13 protein-coding genes are annotated in these 18,225 nt (G+C 40.1%); all 13 read left to right on the forward strand.

What is annotated here, in order from left to right:
- The first annotated feature begins 119 nt into the window (after window positions 1-119).
- Entirely contained in the window at window positions 120-3,287 is a 3,168-nt protein-coding gene (locus WKR92_RS10075; RefSeq protein WP_375557703.1) for a SusC/RagA family TonB-linked outer membrane protein, read from the forward strand.
- Between the two features lie 11 nt (window positions 3,288-3,298).
- Window positions 3,299-4,759, forward strand: coding sequence for a RagB/SusD family nutrient uptake outer membrane protein (locus WKR92_RS10080; RefSeq protein ID WP_375557704.1), 1,461 nt, complete (start codon window positions 3,299-3,301; stop codon window positions 4,757-4,759).
- Window positions 4,760-4,972: 213 nt separating this feature from the next.
- On the forward strand, window positions 4,973-5,482 hold the full coding sequence (locus WKR92_RS10085; protein ID WP_375557705.1) for an OmpH/Skp family outer membrane protein: 510 nt from the start codon (window positions 4,973-4,975) through the stop codon (window positions 5,480-5,482).
- Window positions 5,483-5,537: 55 nt separating this feature from the next.
- Entirely contained in the window at window positions 5,538-6,071 is a 534-nt protein-coding gene (locus WKR92_RS10090) for an OmpH/Skp family outer membrane protein (protein ID WP_375557706.1), read from the forward strand.
- A 134-nt stretch (window positions 6,072-6,205) separates the two neighbouring features.
- Entirely contained in the window at window positions 6,206-8,116 is a 1,911-nt protein-coding gene (locus WKR92_RS10095; RefSeq protein ID WP_375557707.1) for an amidophosphoribosyltransferase, read from the forward strand.
- An 18-nt stretch (window positions 8,117-8,134) separates the two neighbouring features.
- Window positions 8,135-8,584 carry a deoxycytidylate deaminase gene (locus WKR92_RS10100; RefSeq protein ID WP_375557708.1) on the forward strand — a complete coding sequence of 150 codons (450 nt, stop codon included), beginning with the start codon at window positions 8,135-8,137 and terminating at the stop codon, window positions 8,582-8,584.
- Window positions 8,585-8,635: 51 nt separating this feature from the next.
- Window positions 8,636-10,480: a UbiD family decarboxylase gene (locus tag WKR92_RS10105; RefSeq protein ID WP_375557709.1), complete on the forward strand. Its 1,845-nt coding sequence runs from the start codon at window positions 8,636-8,638 to the stop codon at window positions 10,478-10,480.
- A 59-nt stretch (window positions 10,481-10,539) separates the two neighbouring features.
- Window positions 10,540-10,929 (forward strand): DUF6686 family protein, encoded by a 390-nt coding sequence (locus tag WKR92_RS10110; RefSeq protein WP_375557710.1) that lies wholly within the window; start codon window positions 10,540-10,542, stop codon window positions 10,927-10,929.
- Window positions 10,930-11,059: 130 nt separating this feature from the next.
- Complete coding sequence (locus WKR92_RS10115; protein WP_375557711.1) at window positions 11,060-11,587, forward strand: ferritin; 528 nt, start codon at window positions 11,060-11,062, stop codon at window positions 11,585-11,587.
- A 158-nt stretch (window positions 11,588-11,745) separates the two neighbouring features.
- Entirely contained in the window at window positions 11,746-14,451 is a 2,706-nt protein-coding gene (locus tag WKR92_RS10120; RefSeq protein WP_375557712.1) for an outer membrane beta-barrel protein, read from the forward strand.
- 17 nt (window positions 14,452-14,468) lie between these two features.
- Window positions 14,469-15,437, forward strand: coding sequence for an NAD(P)H-quinone oxidoreductase (locus tag WKR92_RS10125; RefSeq protein WP_375557713.1), 969 nt, complete (start codon window positions 14,469-14,471; stop codon window positions 15,435-15,437).
- A 32-nt stretch (window positions 15,438-15,469) separates the two neighbouring features.
- On the forward strand, window positions 15,470-17,020 hold the full coding sequence (guaA, locus tag WKR92_RS10130) for a glutamine-hydrolyzing GMP synthase (protein ID WP_375557972.1): 1,551 nt from the start codon (window positions 15,470-15,472) through the stop codon (window positions 17,018-17,020).
- Window positions 16,977-18,218 carry an ABC transporter substrate-binding protein gene (locus WKR92_RS10135; RefSeq protein WP_375557714.1) on the forward strand — a complete coding sequence of 414 codons (1,242 nt, stop codon included), beginning with the start codon at window positions 16,977-16,979 and terminating at the stop codon, window positions 18,216-18,218. The genes guaA and WKR92_RS10135 overlap by 44 nt, the downstream gene beginning before the upstream one ends.
- The last annotated feature ends 7 nt before the right edge of the window (window positions 18,219-18,225 follow it).

An 18,225-nucleotide genomic window follows, 5' to 3' on the forward strand; every position in this document is an offset into this window, starting at 1 on the left:
TTAAAGTTAATACTTTTCTGAATTTCTTTATTATTTAAGGTTATAATTTCGTACTTTAGGCATTATTTCAAAAGCCTTGAGGGCTTTGGTGCTAACCCTTTGTTAAATTGATCTAAAATATGATGCAAAGACTACTCTTATTTACTCTTAGTTTCTTTATTCCGATTGCTGTTTTTGCGCAGTCACAAGTTACGGGGACCGTGACCGCTGCAAATGGAGATCCACTTATAGCAAGTGTGCAAATAAAAGGAACAACACAAGGACTTTCTACGGATGCGGAAGGTCGCTTTGTCTTAACAGATGTTCCTGATAACGCTGTTCTCGTAATTTCTTCCGTTGGTTATCACAGCCAAGAGATAAGTGTCAATGGTCGAAATGTTGTTAACGTTGTCCTCGAAATTTCTGATCAAGCACTGGATGATGTTATTATTGTTGCCTATGGTACATCAACTAGGGGCACCTTTACAGGATCGGCATCTACCGTAGACCAAGAAGATATTAAAGACGCTCCGTATACATCATTTGAAAGCGCACTAATCGGAAAGGTTCCCGGGATGCAGGTTACAAATTCATCGGGGCAAGCTGGTTCTGTATCGAGTATTCGTGTTCGGGGAATTGGTTCGATGAACGCATCTAATGAGCCTTTGTATGTGATCGACGGTGTGCCAATGGTATCTGGAAGTAGTGGTCAATTAGGTAGCTATATCTATACGACCAATAATATAATGAATTCAATTAACCCGGCGGACATTGAATCTATAACCGTTTTGAAAGATGCTGCTGCGTCTTCATTGTATGGATCGCGAGCAGCTAATGGGGTTATCCTTATCAATACAAAAAAAGGGAAGCTAGGAACACCAACTATCAACTTTAGATCATCGGTAGGCTTTACACCTTCATGGGCTACTGATAATTATGAACCTGCTGGGGTACAAGAACAGGTAAATATGTTATACATGGTTTTTCATGATTATAACACATCTAATGGTGAATCGGATGCAGATGCCAATAGTGATGCATTACGAAGATTGAATGGCAAATTCAACAAACATGGCTACTATTTTGAAACAGCAGGTACGGGCCTTTACGATAATGTGAATATCTTGGGAATGACTGATGGAATTGTCAATAGGGAAGGACGGTATTATGACTGGGATGATGCTCTCTTCCGCACCGGGATGTACCAGACTAACGACCTTTCTGTGAGTGGAGGAACCGATAAAACAAAGTATTATTCATCTTTATCATATAGTAAAAATGAAAGTCGTATTAAGGTGAATGCATTTGACCGGATTACAGGTCGTGTGAACCTCTCTCAAAAAATAGGTGATTATGTTGAGTTTTCATCTAATATTAATATCGCTAGGACTGAGCAAGAAGGTTTTAACGATACGAGGAATACGAGTTCTAATTATTTTATGCAAACTCGAAATCTACTTTGGCCATTATACTGGCCAACGGATTATATGACTGGAGACCCATGGATGGCTCGTTATGGGAGTTACGCTCAGAACAATGTCTTTTATGATGACGAGTGGGAAAATACATCGAAGACTTTTCGTGTTTCCGCCATTGAAACATTGAATATTCAGTTGCTGCCTGAGCTTAATTTTAAGACTGTATTTTCTTATGATGAGTCTGAAGTTAAAGATCATATCTATTATAGTGCTGTTCATTATAATGGTTCGAATACAAATGGCTCCGTATCTGAACTGAGTACGAATATTAAGAAAATTGTTTCTTCAAATACCTTGACCTATGATAAGCAATTTGGCCTGCATGGTTTGAACCTCTTGGTTGGTTTTGAAGCAGAAAAAAATCAAACTGATTTTTCAAGAGCGTCAGGGACAGATCTTCCTTCCAGTGCTTTGCATACAGTTGCAACTGCTGGAGAAACGACTGCGAGTGCATATTTTTGGGGCGGTAATATGCTGTCTGTCCTATCGAGAGCAGAGTATAATTATGACCAAAAGTATTTAGCTTCTGCGTCGTTTCGTCGCGATGGTTCATCTAGACTTGGTCCAGATACTCGCTGGGGTAACTTCTGGTCGGTCGCCGGATCATGGCGGTTGAGCCGAGAAGCTTTTTTGCAGGATGTTGACTATCTGAGTGATCTTAGACTGAGAGCCTCTTATGGAGTCAACGGTACATTGCCATCTTCAAACTATGGATGGCGGTCTATGACTTCATATACTTCTAAATATATGGAGCAAGCTGGTGGTGGTATAAGTACAATTGCAGATGCAAATTTAACTTGGGAAACCAACTACACGTTTAACCTCGGGCTGGAATTTGGATTGTTAGACCAGCGAATTTATGGTACGATAGAATATTTTAATCGCGACTCCAGAGATTTATTACAAAACGTTCCGATTTCACGAGTTACGGGCTTTGGTAGCACGTTGAAGAATGTTGGAGAAATGAATAATCGTGGTATCGAGCTCGAGCTTGGTGGTGATATTATTCGTAACGAGGATTTTCGTTGGAGTGCTAGTGTAAATGGCTCATTCATTAAATCAAAAATCACGAAACTGTATAGCCCGGAAGGCGAGGGTGCTCAGGATATTGTCTGGTGGGATCCAACGGGAAGCGATTCCCGAGCCCAGTATATTTACCGCGAAGGAGAGCCTGTATTATCTTTCTACGGTTATGAGTGGGCGGGTGTAGATCCTGAAAACGGCAGGAATGTTTGGTATGTGAACGATCCGTCGAATCCTGGAGGCGACTTTATGTTCAACGGAAGAGGTGCTAGTTATGATTATGGAAACGCCCAAGATGTAATTTTGGGTAGTGCCCTTCCGGATGTATACGGTGGATTGAATACGGATCTGGTTTATAAGAATTTTGCTTTGAGTATTAACTTCAATTATAAAGTGGGAGGCTATATCTATGATGGGGCTAACCGAGATGTTGCTGATGATGGTTACTACTGGGAGCGTATACGTTCGCAAAACTATTACGATAACATGTGGACCGAGTCAAATCCGAATGGTAGTCTGCCAAAAATTGACGGAAATGACTTGACGGACGCTATACAATATAGTAGTAGACAGATGTTTGATGCTAGTTATTTGCGATTAAAGAATTTAAGTTTAGCATATAACCTACCGAGTCGTTTGATAAATAGAATCGGTGTGTCGAATGTTAGAGTGTACGCAAATGGCACAAATTTATTAACTTTTTCGAAGTATAAAATAGCTGATCCGGAGGTAAATCAATATGGCACGCGTGGATGGGAAACACCGTTTGGAAAAACATACACGTTTGGTGTTGAATTTAGTTTTTAAAGAAAATAGTCATGAAAATAAGAATATTTAATATACTAATGCTAGCTCTGCTGGTATCAAGCCTGTCGTCATGTGAAGGTTTTTTAGATGTAGAACCTAGTAATTCTGGAGATTCAGAGACGTCAGTTTTGACTCCTGCCGATGCAGAGGTAATGATAAACGGACTCATGAGTAAGATGACCGACTTTGACTATTATGGTCGCAACTTTATAATGTATGGTGATGCCAAGGGTGGTGATTTGACTATTTACTCGGCAGGTCGTGGACTGGATGGGCTATATACATTCAACCATTCTGCTTCGAGTGGTAGCTATTCGGGGTTTTGGATCCAGATGTATCATTGCATATTGCAAGCTAATAGTCTTTTAGCAAGTATAGAAAGTTTAGAAGCAGAGGGCACTGAATATGACTTCAGTGACTATAAAGGACAGGCACTTACGGCTCGTGCTTTGATGTATTTTGATCTTGTTCGCTTGTACGGTAAAGCTTATAGTGATGATAAGTCAGCTTATGGAGTGCCGAATGTTACTGAACCTTTAGACGCTTCTGCCCAGCCGCTTCGAGCGAGCGTTGAAGAGAATTACACGCAAATTATTTCTGATTTAAAGGCAGCAGAGCCATTGTTATCGACATCTAAATCAAACGGCTATCTGAATTATTATGCAAATCTTGCATTACAGGCGCGAGTATATCTATACATGGAGGATTATACTGCGGCACTCTCAGCAGCACAAACAGTGATCAATGAGGGACCTTATGAGCTTTATGAAAATGGCGAATGGGTGGCTTCATGGACTGAGCAATTTGGTTCTGAATCTATATTCGAACTAGCGATGTATCCAAGTGAAGGTGACCTAGGGACGGCATCTCTTAGTTTTTACTTACGGAGAAAAGGCCATGGCTCCAGTAGTGCAATGGGCTGGTTTATGGCAAGCGACTATTTTCTTGATCGCCTCGGCGCAGATATGGATGATGTACGATGGGGGGTAATGAGTTACGATGAGAGTGGGGAAGATCGTTTGGGGGCATGTTACAAATATAGCGGTAGTGTGAACCTTGACGGAGATGGCAAAGCTACGGCAACTGCTGTAAATATTAAGGTAATCCGTCTATCAGAGATTTATTTAATTGCCGCCGAAGCTGCATTTCATACTAATAAAAGTTTAGCTGCGGAATATTTAAATGAGATCCGTAAGAGATCTCCTAATCTGGCACCGGCAACAGCGGGCTCTATTACGATCGATATGATTTTGGAAGAACGCAGCAAAGAGCTTTTTGCCGAGGGACACCGATTCTTTGATATGATTCGCCTTGATAAATCGATTACTTTTAACGATGATTTTCAAGGAGTACCGGTAGCACACCGAGAGAAAACGATCGACCGGAGCTTTTTCAAAACCATATTGCCGATTGCTGATTCGGAAATAAAAGCTAATCCCGGTTTGAAAAGTCAGCAAAATTCGGGTTATTAAAATATCCAAAAACTATCTGGCATATAGACCGTAGTGATGTTATGTGAATCGTAATGTCACTATGGTCTTTGCAGAGTTAAGTTGGCGCGATCGAATGACAACTTATAGAACGATCGTTGTTGTTGTCAGAATTTTATTAACATTTATTAACAAGAATTTAGAAAAAATAGCATTACTTTTGCTTTCATTGCTTATTATGGGGAAGGATAAATTATGAGAAATAAGAAGATTTGGATTATTATATTGTTAATGGCAGTATCGTCATTTACATTCGCTCAACGTTTTGCCTATGTTGACAGCGAGTATATTTTTCAGCGCATTCCTGAGTATACTGCTGCACTAAAGCAATTGGATGAACTGTCAGTTAAGTGGCAGAACGACGTAGACGCGCAGTATGCAGAAATAGAAGAGATGTATCAAGCATACCAGGAAGATCAAGCGAATATGAGTGAACAGATGCGTCGCCGGAGAGAAGATATAATTGTCAATAAGGAAAAGGAAGTGAGAGAGCTGCAGCGCTCCAGATTCGGATTGGAAGGCGATTTGTTCAGGGAACGTGAACGACTACTAAAACCTATTGAAGAACGAGTGGAAAAAGCTATTCAGGCAATCGCTGAACGACAAGGTTTGGATCTTATTTTAGATAAAGGAACCGAATCCTTCTTGTATTCAAATCCGAAGTTGGATCGCAGCGATGATGTTATAAAACAACTTGGTTATTAACCGAAATAGAATAAATAAGAAAAACAATTAAACTAAAAAAACAGACAATTTGAAGATGAAAAATGTAGTAAAAGCGATAGCTATAGTTGCCGTATTTTTTTGTACGATAGGAGCAGTAAGTGCTCAGCAGAAGGTAGCGCATATTAACTCAAATGAAGTGTTGCAGGCGATGCCAGAGGTGACAGCAGCTGACGAGTCTTTTGAAGCATTCCGTAAGACGAAATTGGGAGAGCTTGAGGCGGTAGACAAAGAGCGTCAGGCTAAGATTGCAACTTTTCAAGAAAAATATCAGACATTGAACGAGGAGAATCAAGAAGTTTTAGGAAAGGAATTAGAAGGGTTAAATCAAGAAATTCAAGCAATTGAGCAACGCATTGGCGAATTGGATCAAAAGGCACAACAGGAATTGGCTCAAAAAAGAGAAGAGTTATTTAAGCCAATTTTAGCGAAAGCACAGGCTGCCATTGCTGCCGTTGCAAAGGAGCAAGGTTATGCTTATGTGTTTGATACCCAAAATCAGGCCTTAGTTTATTTTGAAGGCGGAGAAGACATTACTGACCTTGTTAAAACGAAACTTGGTATTCAGTAGACATTGCTAAGCGAAAAATAAAAAGAGCCATTTCACAGTGTTGAAATGGCTCTTTTTATTTTTATTGCGGTTGTTATTAAATAATACTTTTCTAGGCGTTAATAAATACTTAATTTTGCACTTCAATTGATGCTATGAGTGACTCAATCAAACACGAATGCGGAATCGCACTAATTCGTCTTCTAAAACCACTATCCTTTTATCAAGAGAAATACGGAACTTCCCTCTACGGCCTTAATAAGCTGTACCTTTTGATGGAAAAACAACACAACAGAGGACAAGATGGAGCTGGTATTGCTACGATCAAACTAGATGTTAAGCCCGGCCATCGTTATATAAGCCGGTATCGAGCATTAGGTAAAAACGCGATATCTGAGATATTCGAGTATGTGCAACGGAAATTTGCAGTTGTCCAAAAGTCGAACCCAGAGGAGTTTTTAGACAGCCAGTGGCTAAAAGAGAATATGAGTTTCACCGGTGAAGTACTCATGGGGCATTTGCGTTATTCTACTCAAAGTAATAATAGTCTGGAGAATTGTCATCCGTTTTTGCGTCAAAATAACTGGAAAACTAGAAATCTTGTTATCGCTGGCAATTTTAATATGACGAATGTGGACGAGCTATTGGAGCAGTTATTCGAACTCGGTCAACATCCCAAAGAACAGGTGGATACAGTTACTGTTTTGGAGAAAATAGGTCATTTTTTGGATACGGAAAATAATGCACTCTTTGATCAGTTTAAAAAGCAGGGCTATTCGAATGTTGAAATTAGTGAGCTAATTGCACAAAACTTGGACGTCGCTAATATTTTAAGACGGTCGGCGAAGACATGGGATGGGGGGTATGCAATTAATGGTATTTTTGGACATGGAGATGCTTTTGTGATGCGCGATCCGGCTGGGATCCGTCCGGCGTATTACTATCAAGACGATGAAGTTGTCGTAGTAACATCTGAGCGACCAGCTATTCAGACAGCCTTTAACATTCCAATCGATGAAGTTAAAGAGATAGATCCCGGTCATGCATTGATCATTAAAAGAGATGGACGTGTTAGTTTAGAGCAGTTTATTACTCCTACTGAAAAGAAAGCATGCTCATTCGAGAGGATATATTTTTCAAGAGGCAGTGATGCGAGTATTTATAAGGAGCGGAAAATGCTAGGTCAATTGCTTTGTGACTCGGTACTTAAGTCAATTGATTATAATATAAAAAAGACAGTTTTTGCTTTTATTCCAAATACAGCCGAGATCGCTTATTATGGACTTCATGACGGTGTGAATAAATATGTGAAAGAGTTGCAGGGAAGAAAACTGTTACGTCGTTCAGATAAAATATCTGATGATGAGATGAGCGAGATGCTCAATATCTCTCCGCGCTTTGAAAAGCTTGTGATAAAAGATGCTAAGCTGCGAACGTTCATTACTCAAGATGCCGACCGGCAGGATATGGTCGCTCACGTTTATGATACTACGTACGAGGTGGTGAAACCGCATGAAGACACCATTGTAGCGATTGACGACTCGATTGTACGGGGAACGACCTTGAGACAAAGTATCCTTAAGATCCTTGATCGTTTATCACCGAAGAAAATTATCATTGTTTCTTCTGCGCCTCAAATACGATATCCCGATTGCTATGGTATTGATATGTCTAGAATGGGCGAATTCGTTGCATTTGAGGCAGCTATTTCATTATTGAGACAACGTGGTATGGGCAATATCATCGAAGAAGTTTATCATAAATGTATTCTTTCGTTAAGCCAGGAGAAAGAAGAGGTCATCAATCATGTAAAAGAAATATACGAACCCTTCACTTATGATGAAATCTCGAAAGAGATAGCTCGTATCATTACACCTCACGATATCAATGCAGAAGTTGATGTCATATACCAAACGCTCGAAAATCTTCATGTAGCATGCCCAGATCATCGTGGAGATTGGTATTTCTCAGGGGACTACCCAACCGCCGGTGGAAACAAAGTTGTTAATAGAGCATTTATGAACTGGGTTGAGGGTAAGACCACGCGCGCTTATTTCTCAGCTTAAACATGAAAGAGCCTCATCATGATTAAGCCGAGCTTTGACAAAATTTTTATGAATCTGGCTGAAGAGCTATCGAAAAGATCACACTGCATCAAAGCTCAAGTTGGTGCAGTTCTTTCTAAAGATACGCGGATTATATCGATCGGTTATAATGGACCTCCGTCAGGCACCCATAACTGTGATGAAGAGTGGCCGGATAAAGGATGTGCTAGGGATAGTAAGGGGAGCTGCTCTCTGGCACTGCATGCTGAACAAAATGCAATCTTGTATGCAGTTAAAAATGGAGCATATCTAGATGGTGCCACACTTTATACTACCTTATCGCCTTGTTTACCTTGTGCACGTTTAATTTATTCAGCAGGAATCGTGCAAGTGTTTTACCGACATTCGTACGCAGAATATAAGGGCCTTTTGGAGGACGAAGGGGTTTCTTTTCTTCAAAAATTTGGCGTAAAAACATCACGAATATAATTTCTTTGCAGTTTTATTTAGGTTATCTTTACCCTTATTTAAAAGGTAAACATGGCGTATAAAAGCTTAGAGGCCTGTGTTCAGGATTTAGAGAAAAATGGGCACCTAATTCGAATAAAAGAAGAGGTTGATCCATTTTTGGAGATGGCAGCTATCCACGTGCGAGTATATGAGAATCAAGGCCCGGCACTTTTCTTTGAGAACATCAAGGGAAGCGACTTTCCTGCAGTGTCTAATTTATTTGGAACGATTGAGCGTTCACGCTATCTTTTTCGCGACACCTTGGAACATGTTAAACACTTGGTGGAATTGCGATCTGAACCGTTGAAAGGCGTAAAGTCTCCCTTTAAATCATTACGTTCACTAGGAGTAGCTCTTGGCGCACTTCCATTGAAATATCGATCTAAAGCACCGATTTTATTCGGCAAAACACAAATCGATAAATTGCCTCAAATTGTTAACTGGCCTGATGATGGAGGAGCATTTGTGACGATGCCGCAAGTTTATACCGAAGATGTTGGAAGGCCAGGTCCAATGAATGCTAACCTCGGAATGTATCGCATTCAACTGGGTGGCAATGATTATATTCCTAATGAGGAGATTGGCCTACATTATCAATTGCACCGCGGCATCGGTGTTCATCAGACGAAAGCTAATCGACTTGGAAAGCCATTAAAAGTGAGTGTTTTTGTCGGTGGTCCCCCCGCTCACCCATTGGCGGCGGTTATGCCGCTTCCTGAAGGGTTGCCTGAATTAACCTTTGCTGGCGTATTAGGGAATAGGAGGTTTCGGTATTTCTATGATGAGGATGGTTTCTGTATATCTGCTGATGCCGACTTCGTAATTACTGGCACCGTGTATCCCAACGACAATAAGCCGGAAGGGCCTTTTGGGGATCACCTGGGTTACTACAGCTTAGTTCATCCTTTTCCGGTTATGAAAGTGCATAATGTCTATCATAAGAAAAATCCGATCTGGTCATTCACGGTAGTAGGTAGACCGCCCCAGGAAGATACCAGCTTTGGAGCGCTAATCCATGAAATAACCGGTTCGGCGATACCAAAAGAGATTGACGGGCTACGTGCGGTCCACGCTGTCGATGCAGCTGGTGTGCACCCATTGCTTTTTGCGATTGGAAGTGAGCGTTATACCCCGTATCTAAAAGAAAAACGCCCACAGGAAACATTAACGATAGCGAATCAAATATTGGGCAAGAATCAATTGAGTTTAGCCAAGTTTCTTTTTATTTCTTCCTATGACGATAATCCTAGTTTGGATATTCACGATGTTCCGGCGTTCTTTCAACACATTTTGGAAAGGATAGACCCGACAAGAGACTTACATTTTCAAACAAGGACAACAATTGATACACTTGATTACACCGGTGATGGGTTAAATTCCGGATCTAAAGTCGTTATAGCGGGCGTTGGCGATAAAAAACGAGAATTGACCATCGAACTTCCTGGAGACTTCCCGACGATTAGAGGCTTTAGTGATTCCAGGTTCGTCATGCCCGGCGTTCTGGCGGTAGAGACTGTCCCATTCACAAGTTATGAAGACGCAGAGACGAATATCAGTGCTTACGCTGATATTTTGAAGGATAAGATGTCTATATTAAGAGGCATCACTCTAATTGTATTGTGTGACAACGCAGATTTTGTGGCCGAAAATGTAAATAATTTTGTTTGGGTAACTTTTACTCGAAGTAACCCTTCTCATGATATATACGGTGTCGATAGTTTTACAGAGCATAAGCATTGGGGTTGTCATGGCCCGGTAATCATTGATGCACGAAGGAAACCTCATCACGCCCCTGAGTTGATAAAAGATCCGGTTGTTGAAAGCCGGATTGATAAACTGGGAGCCGCAGGTGGATCTTTATATGGAATAATATAGATTTTTATTTGGACTCATTACAAATAAACTATATATTCGCACCCAGATAATGGGAATATATGTGCATCCAGTTTAATCAACTAGAAGAATTATATAAGTCGGATATTGGTGAATTCTACCAGTGTAGTTTTAATAATTGCTATTGTCTCAAGTTTAGAGGCGAACAGTTCGCGCTTACAGTATCCGATTTCCTTTGTTTCAAAAAGGAAATAGACGCCATTGATATTGTTTCTCTCTTAAACGACTCTACAAGTCGGTCTGACGTTGTCATTATTCATTCGTTTCGAACGAAACGGTTTCTCCTTTTGAATACATTAGAGCTTATACAGCTGAAAGAACTCTTGGCTGCTGCGAAGTTTATGATTGAGTTGAACAGCGTGATTCACGAATGTTTCAGCACACCATTTACTTGTCCTTTGGTTGATCAGCATCTTCATGCGAATCAGTAGAATGTAAAAACAAGCGTTTTCTTAATTAGATTGAATTTGTATTACGTTTATAGTTAACAAATTAGCTTGTTGTTTGTTATTTTTGTACTATACAAACACGATGTAGTGTTGTAGTTAATAAATAGCAATCATGAAAGATTTACTTCGTTTAAAAACGTCACTTCGAGAAGATATAGAAAATTTATTGAATGAGCAGATCCAACTAGAGGCCCATTCTTCATCGGTTTATCTAGCTATGTCCTCATGGTGTGATGATCAAGGCTTGGACTTTAGCTCTGGTTTTTTTGAAAGACAGTCTGCCGAAGAAAGGCAACATATGTTGAAGATTTTCAAATATGTTAATGATCGCGGAGGTAGAGCTGTCTCGCCAGAAATAAAAAATATTCCTAACGACTTTGAGTCATTTAGGTCTGTATTTGAATCGGCTTTGGAACAGGAGATGCATGTAACACAACAGCTGAATAATATTGCTGACAAATGCATGAAATCCAAAGATTACGTGACGTTTCAATTCTTACAATGGTTCTTAGAAGAGCAAATTGAAGAAGAATACGTTGCAAGACGAATTTTGGAGATGTTTGATGTCATCGGCGAAGAAGGGACTGGTCGCTGGGAAATTGATAAACATGTACAAAAGGTTGCTTACGAGGAAGAGTAATCAGCAATACCTAATACAAAAGAAAAGGGGCGTTATTTTCGAATGACGACCCTTTTCTTTTGTATTAGAACAAAGAAAGTTCTATATTTCGACAAATTCGATAACGCTAAATATTTTTACCATATGATGAAATCTTGACCTAATTTTTGATACTCTTTATGCGTTTCAGTATATGTTTCTTTTTAATCTCTTTGTCGTTTCTGAGCTATGGTCAGCAAACGAGATCGGTTAGTGGAACTGTACAGGATACCGCGAATGTGAACTTAGATGGGGTAACAGTCAGACTAGTATCGGTTTCTGATACATTAACTACAACTACTGATGCGGATGGAACGTTTTATTTTGATCGTGTAACTTCCTCTGAATTTCGTTTAGTCTTTAGCTTATTTGGTTTTCAACTGCAAGACAATTTTTACAGGGTGAATCCATTATACCTAACTAACCAACTAATAACCGTTATATTACAGCCACAGCGGAATATTTTAAAGGAGGTTGTAGTATTCGCGGTTCCCATAGAGATAAGAGGAGATACTGTTCAGTATAATGCGGCAGCCTACCAATACGGAGAGGGTGCGTTATTAGAGGAGCTATTAAAAAAACTGCAAGGTGTTGAAGTAAAACGATCCGGGAGAGTGGTTGCCCACGGTGTTCCAGTCTCACGTATAAAAGTTAACAATAAAGAGTTTTTTGGTGGTGATGTGTTAACTGCGACAAGGAATTTACCCGCTGAAATCATTGAGAATGTTCAAATAATAGACGATTATGGCGATCAAGCTAATTTTACTGGAATAAAAAATTCGTCACCAGAAAAAATCATCAATATTACAATAAAAGAAGATCGGAATCGCGGAATGTTTGGTCAGGTGACGACCGGTTTGGGTACCGATCATAGGTATATTGGAAGTGTATCAGCAAACAGTTTTGATAATGACAAGCAACTATCCGTTTTAGGATCTGTAAATAATACCAATGCGAGCTTATTCAGTTTCGGTGATATAACTGGGGCTGGCGGCCGAGAAAGTAGTAGTTCAGATCTAAGCAGTATGATAGAAATGGATGATGGAATCAACAGGACTAATTCCGTGGGTATGAATTTCCGAAATACACTTTCTGAAAAAATCACCATGTATGGTGGTTACGTCTTTGTAAACCGGACTAATGAAACATACGGGACGACTGATATTACGAGTAATTTTCAATCTGGAGCAATTGTCAGCGAAGAGACCAGCAACTTACATTCTGTTAACGATCGTCATAGCCTTACGTGGAATGTCGAATCTAAATTATCTGATCGTACCTATCTGAAAATTAGTCCTACACTAACCTATCAGACGAATGATGGAGATTCAGATGGAGTCAGTACAGTTGAAAACGGACTTCTGACCACTTCTGGACAAATTTCGAGTATTGATGAATCGTTTACTCCTCGAGGTGAACTAGATATGTTTTTTAACCATCGATTTAAAAAAGAGGGTCGGCGTTTTAGTATGACAGTGCACGGGGACCTAAGCGAAGATGATAAAGAAAATAGTGTTAGTGAATATAACGTTCATATAGATTCAAGTTATGCTGCTCCGTTGAGAAGAATAGAACGGTATAGTCAGTCGCTATTTAATGATCGAGATGTGAAGAATTTTTCCTTGCGGGCTTCTTATATTGAGCCGATTGGTGAAAAAAGTCTTATTGAGATAAACTATGAACATACTTATGCGTCATATAAGAATAGTAGAAAGACGTTTAACATAGGTAGCTTTGGTGCGAATACGCCGGTGTCTGACTCTACGATATTGGACTACGCGTATCAGTACCAACTAAATCGCGCCGGCTTTAATTTTCAATATAATGATGACCGAACAACCTATACAATAGGCTTTGGACTACAACCAACAAGGCTCGTCGGTTATTATACTCATAGTCCAGATACTGCTACAAATAAGAATTATCTGAATTTTGTTCCCAGCTTGCGGGTGGCCTACAAAATCAATAAATTCAGTAATTTTTCTATCCATTATCAGGGAAGGAACAATCAGCCAGATTTTGCTCAAATACAACCAGTCCAAGATCGCACGAATTCGCAAAATATTATTTTTGGTAATCCATTATTAAAGAGTGAGTTCATTAATCAATTAAGCTTGCAGTATCGAAGTTTTGCACTTAAATCAGGAAACTCTTTTTTTAGCAGCCTTACGTTTCAAAATATTAAGGACAAAATTGTCGTTAATCGAGTATCGGTTCCGAATACTACAAAGCAATGGACCAGCTACCAGAATACCTCTGGGTATTTTGATGCGAATGCCTATTATTTGTATTCACTTTCATTAATTGAAGAGGTATTAAATGTAAACTTTAGTGGTTCGGCGATATACACCAATAATATATCCTATATTAATTTTCAAAAAAACAAAGGAAGATATTTGGTGTATACTCAGGGGCTCCAAGCTTCCGTGATGCAAGACGATTGGCTCGATATCGATTTTCGAGGATCCTATACTCTTAACCACACTAGTAATTCACTCGTTTCTCTACATGATAATGTTGCTAGTACGTGGATGTTCGGTGTAGGGGGAAAGACGTATTTTGGGAAATGGGCATTCAGCTTTGATATATCGCAACGCGTCAATAATGGGTATAGCGACTTTATTAACGCTAACCCAACCTTGTTGAATGCATATTTTGAGAGAACATTCTTGAAAAACAATCGAGGAGCAATACGAATTCAGGCTTACGATTTGTTTAATCAAAACACGGGCTTTAGTCACGATGTTTATGGGAATGAGACTTATCAAACAAGAAACAATAGGTTGGGAAGATATTTTTTGGTTTCATTGAATTTCCGATTGCAAAAGTTCCCAGACCTTAAATAACATGAAAGTTATACCACATGAAAGTAATACAATATGACCGACCGGGTGAGGCGGATGTTTTATATGTTGCTGAGCTAAGCTCCTTAATATGTCAGCGAACAGAAGTATTAATTCAAGTGATGGCTTCAGGCATCAACCGGCCCGATATCTTTCAACGACGAGGGAACTATAATGCACCTGAGGGAACTGTGCAAAATGTGCCTGGGTTAGAGCTGAGCGGGATTGTGACAAAAGTTGGGGATGGCGTCAGCCGGTGGAAAGTCGGCGACGAAGTATGTGCTATTGTCAGTGGCGGAGCGTATTCTAGTATGATATGTGTGGACGAAAGCTTATGTATGCGAAAGCCATCCAATCTCTCATTTATTGAGGCTGCTTCATTGCCTGAGACCGTATTAACGGTATGGCATAATTTATTTCAGCGCGGGAGGCTGTCGGCTGGTGAACATGTTTTAGTGCATGGTGGTAGTGGTGGAATCGGAATTACAGCTATACAATTAGCCCAGATTTTTGGAAGTTACGTATACGTTACAGCTGGATCCGCTAGAAAATGTGAGATATGTATGGAGTTAGGTGCTACCGAAGCAATAAACTACAATGAAGAAGACTTCGAGGATGTATTGAACAGTCAGCGAATCGATGTCATATTAGATATCATTGGCGGTGCTTATTTTGAAAAAAATATACGCATCCTTCACGATGACGGAAGACTCGTCAATATAAACGCTGTCGACGGTGCCCGGGTGACGCTTAATATCATGCGAGTGATGCAAAAACGACTATCAGTTTCGGGGAGTACGCTAAGGAATCGTGATATAGAATTTAAAAGCTCTCTTTGTCGAGAAGTAGAGAAGTATGTGTGGCCAAAAATAATTAATGGTCAATTTAGGCCGATTGTTGATCGTGTATTTTCATATGACCAAGTCGTAGAGGCACATCGGTATATGGAGAGTGGACAACATTTCGGAAAAATTGTATTGACATGGTAAGTGAATCAATAGGATTTCCTAACTTTGAGCCCATGCAAGAAAAGATTATTATCCTCGATTTCGGGTCGCAATACACCCAGTTAATAGCTCGTAGAGTAAGGGAGTTAAACGTCTATTGTGAGATTCATCCCTTTAACAATCCACCTGCAATAGGAGCGGATGTGAAGGGTGTTATCTTGTCCGGGAGCCCGTATTCAGTTCATCAGGAGGATGCTCCTGCATTTGATTTTTCACACGTTCACGGTAGCTTACCATTATTAGGTGTGTGTTATGGAGCTCAGTACATGGCGAGTCATTCAGGGGGGACGGTCACGCCTTCTGAAATTCGGGAATATGGTAGAGCTAACTTACAGTTCGTTGACGATACCAATCCTCTTTTTAGTAATATTCAATCAAACTCACAAGTATGGATGTCACACGGTGACACGATCTCCGAACTTCCTTCGAATTTTAGTATTATAGCGAGTACGAATCATGTTCGCGTTGCGGCATATCAAGTTGACGGTACACAGACTTATGGTATTCAGTTTCATCCCGAAGTCACCCATAGTATGGATGGAAGAACATTGCTAGAGAATTTCTTAGTTAATATTTGCAAATGTAGCCAGGATTGGACACCGGATGCTTTTGTAGAGGAGACTGTTAGTACGCTAAAAAAGGAATTGGGAAATGATCATGTGATTCTTGCTTTATCTGGCGGGGTTGATTCTTCTGTTGCTGCCGTGTTATTACATCAGGCAATTGGCGAACGTTTGCATTGTGTATTCGTCGATAATGGATTGTTGAGAAAGAATGAATTCGAACAAGTGCTTGATTCTTATAAACATATGGGTCTAAACATCAAAGGTGTTGACGCAAAAGAAAGATTTTATAAGCAGTTAGAAGGCGTTAAAGATCCAGAGAGAAAAAGGAAAATTATCGGCGGCATGTTTATTGATGTGTTTGACGACGCAGCGCATGAGGTTGATAGTCAATTGGCGGACGGTGAGACGGTGAAATGGTTGGGACAGGGCACAATTTACCCTGACGTTATTGAGTCTATTTCAGTAAACGGTCCTTCAGCGACGATCAAATCACACCACAATGTAGGTGGCTTACCTGATTTTATGAAACTGAAGGTTGTTGAGCCGTTGAAAACGTTGTTTAAAGACGAGGTAAGAAGAGTTGGTAAAGCTTTGAATATGGATCCTAGTATATTGGGTCGACATCCTTTTCCTGGTCCTGGTTTAGCAATCCGTATATTAGGAGATATTACGGCAGAAAAGGTGAGAATTTTACAGGAAGCAGATGCGATTTACATTCGCAACTTAAAGGAATCGGGTTGGTACGATCAGGTCTGGCAAGCTGGAGCTATTTTCCTCCCAGTCCAATCTGTAGGGGTTATGGGTGATGAAAGGACCTATGAACACGTGATTTGTTTACGAGCGGTGGGCTCTACAGACGGAATGACCGCCGATTGGATACATTTGCCTTACGAGTTGCTATCGAAAATATCTAATGAAATAATTAATCATGTCAAAGGGATCAACAGAGTTGTATATGACATCAGTTCAAAACCACCAGCTACGATCGAGTGGGAGTAGAGTACTTGTTGTTTTTGTACTGTTAGCATTTTTAAGCAGTTGTTCAATTTTCAAACCAACGCCCCCTCCGGTAATACCAGAACCAAAAGAGGAACCGATAGAGCCGGAAGAACCAGTAGATACTGAGGAAGAGGTTGGAGTTGAGCCTGAAGTGAATTCGGTAGTTTTGCTGTTACCTTTTCAGTTGAATCGGATTGCCGGTGAGCCGAGTCGTGAAGACATACAGCGAACTTCGGTTCCTTTAGATTTTTATCAAGGATTTAAACTGGCAATGGATAATCTCACACAGCGTGGGAACAATTTCAAGTTAACCGTTTTAGATTCTAGAGATAATGTAGCAGAAAATAGGCGTATTGCAGTCAGCCCCGAAGTACAGTCTGCTGATTTAATAGTCGGACCGATATTCCCTCAAGAGATTTCTGCATTTTCCAGTGCTTCTAAGTTAGGTTATGCACTTCAGGTATCTCCCTTGGCCGCGACGAGCCCGTCTCAGTTCATGTCTCCAAATTTAGTGAGCTTAATTGCTCCTATCAATTTACACAGCTTCGGTATAGCCGACTATATAGAGGAGATATACAAACGGGATGATCATATTATTTTGATTAACAAAGCGGATGAAGAAAGTATCGAATTTCTTAGCCCGTTGAAAAGAAGTTTTTCGGAAAAGGGTATAAACTTTAAGGAAATTAATGATGTGGACCAAATTCGTGACTTGGTTAATCTCATTGGAAATAACATCATTGTGGTAGGATCCACGAATAAATATACGGTGAATTCAATTCTAACAGCGCTCGTTGATCTTAAAAATGAGCTAGATGTCAACATTGACCTATTTGGGCATCCGAGCTGGAGTAGGGGTTCTTTTGATACGTTTAACCTGGAGGTTCTAAATGCCAAAATATCTACATCTTTCTATGTGAATTCGGCTAAAGGAACTGTTCGAGATTTCCAACGTAAATATAAGGAACAATTTAAAATTGAACCAACGGAGTATGCTTATAAGGGTTTTGATACCGGTTACTTCTTTGGCTATATGCTTGCCAAATATGGCCCAGAATATCCCGAACATTTATTAGAAGAAACCTATGCGGGAGTGCAAACCGACTATCGGTTCGAGAAAGATTCACGGTGGGGTTATGTAAATACTTTCGTGCGAATATTGGAATTTAATGGCTTTAAATATGTTCCGGTTAACTAAAGGCCTA

Origin of the sequence: Albibacterium profundi (assembly GCF_042159835.1) — a bacterium.
Classification (GTDB): Bacteria; Bacteroidota; Bacteroidia; order Sphingobacteriales; family Sphingobacteriaceae; genus Albibacterium; species Albibacterium profundi.

Coding starts and splice junctions, on each gene's coding strand:
- WKR92_RS10090 (WP_375557706.1), top strand. CDS start 5,538: ATGAAAAATGTAGTAAAAGCGATAGCTATAGTTGCCGTATTTTTTTGT.
- WKR92_RS10100 (WP_375557708.1), top strand. CDS start 8,135: ATGATTAAGCCGAGCTTTGACAAAATTTTTATGAATCTGGCTGAAGAG.
- WKR92_RS10080 (WP_375557704.1), top strand. CDS start 3,299: ATGAAAATAAGAATATTTAATATACTAATGCTAGCTCTGCTGGTATCA.
- WKR92_RS10085 (WP_375557705.1), top strand. CDS start 4,973: ATGAGAAATAAGAAGATTTGGATTATTATATTGTTAATGGCAGTATCG.
- guaA (WP_375557972.1), top strand. CDS start 15,470: ATGCAAGAAAAGATTATTATCCTCGATTTCGGGTCGCAATACACCCAG.
- WKR92_RS10115 (WP_375557711.1), top strand. CDS start 11,060: ATGAAAGATTTACTTCGTTTAAAAACGTCACTTCGAGAAGATATAGAA.
- WKR92_RS10075 (WP_375557703.1), top strand. CDS start 120: ATGATGCAAAGACTACTCTTATTTACTCTTAGTTTCTTTATTCCGATT.
- WKR92_RS10135 (WP_375557714.1), top strand. CDS start 16,977: ATGACATCAGTTCAAAACCACCAGCTACGATCGAGTGGGAGTAGAGTA.
- WKR92_RS10125 (WP_375557713.1), top strand. CDS start 14,469: ATGAAAGTAATACAATATGACCGACCGGGTGAGGCGGATGTTTTATAT.
- WKR92_RS10120 (WP_375557712.1), top strand. CDS start 11,746: ATGCGTTTCAGTATATGTTTCTTTTTAATCTCTTTGTCGTTTCTGAGC.
- WKR92_RS10110 (WP_375557710.1), top strand. CDS start 10,540: ATGTGCATCCAGTTTAATCAACTAGAAGAATTATATAAGTCGGATATT.
- WKR92_RS10095 (WP_375557707.1), top strand. CDS start 6,206: ATGAGTGACTCAATCAAACACGAATGCGGAATCGCACTAATTCGTCTT.
- WKR92_RS10105 (WP_375557709.1), top strand. CDS start 8,636: ATGGCGTATAAAAGCTTAGAGGCCTGTGTTCAGGATTTAGAGAAAAAT.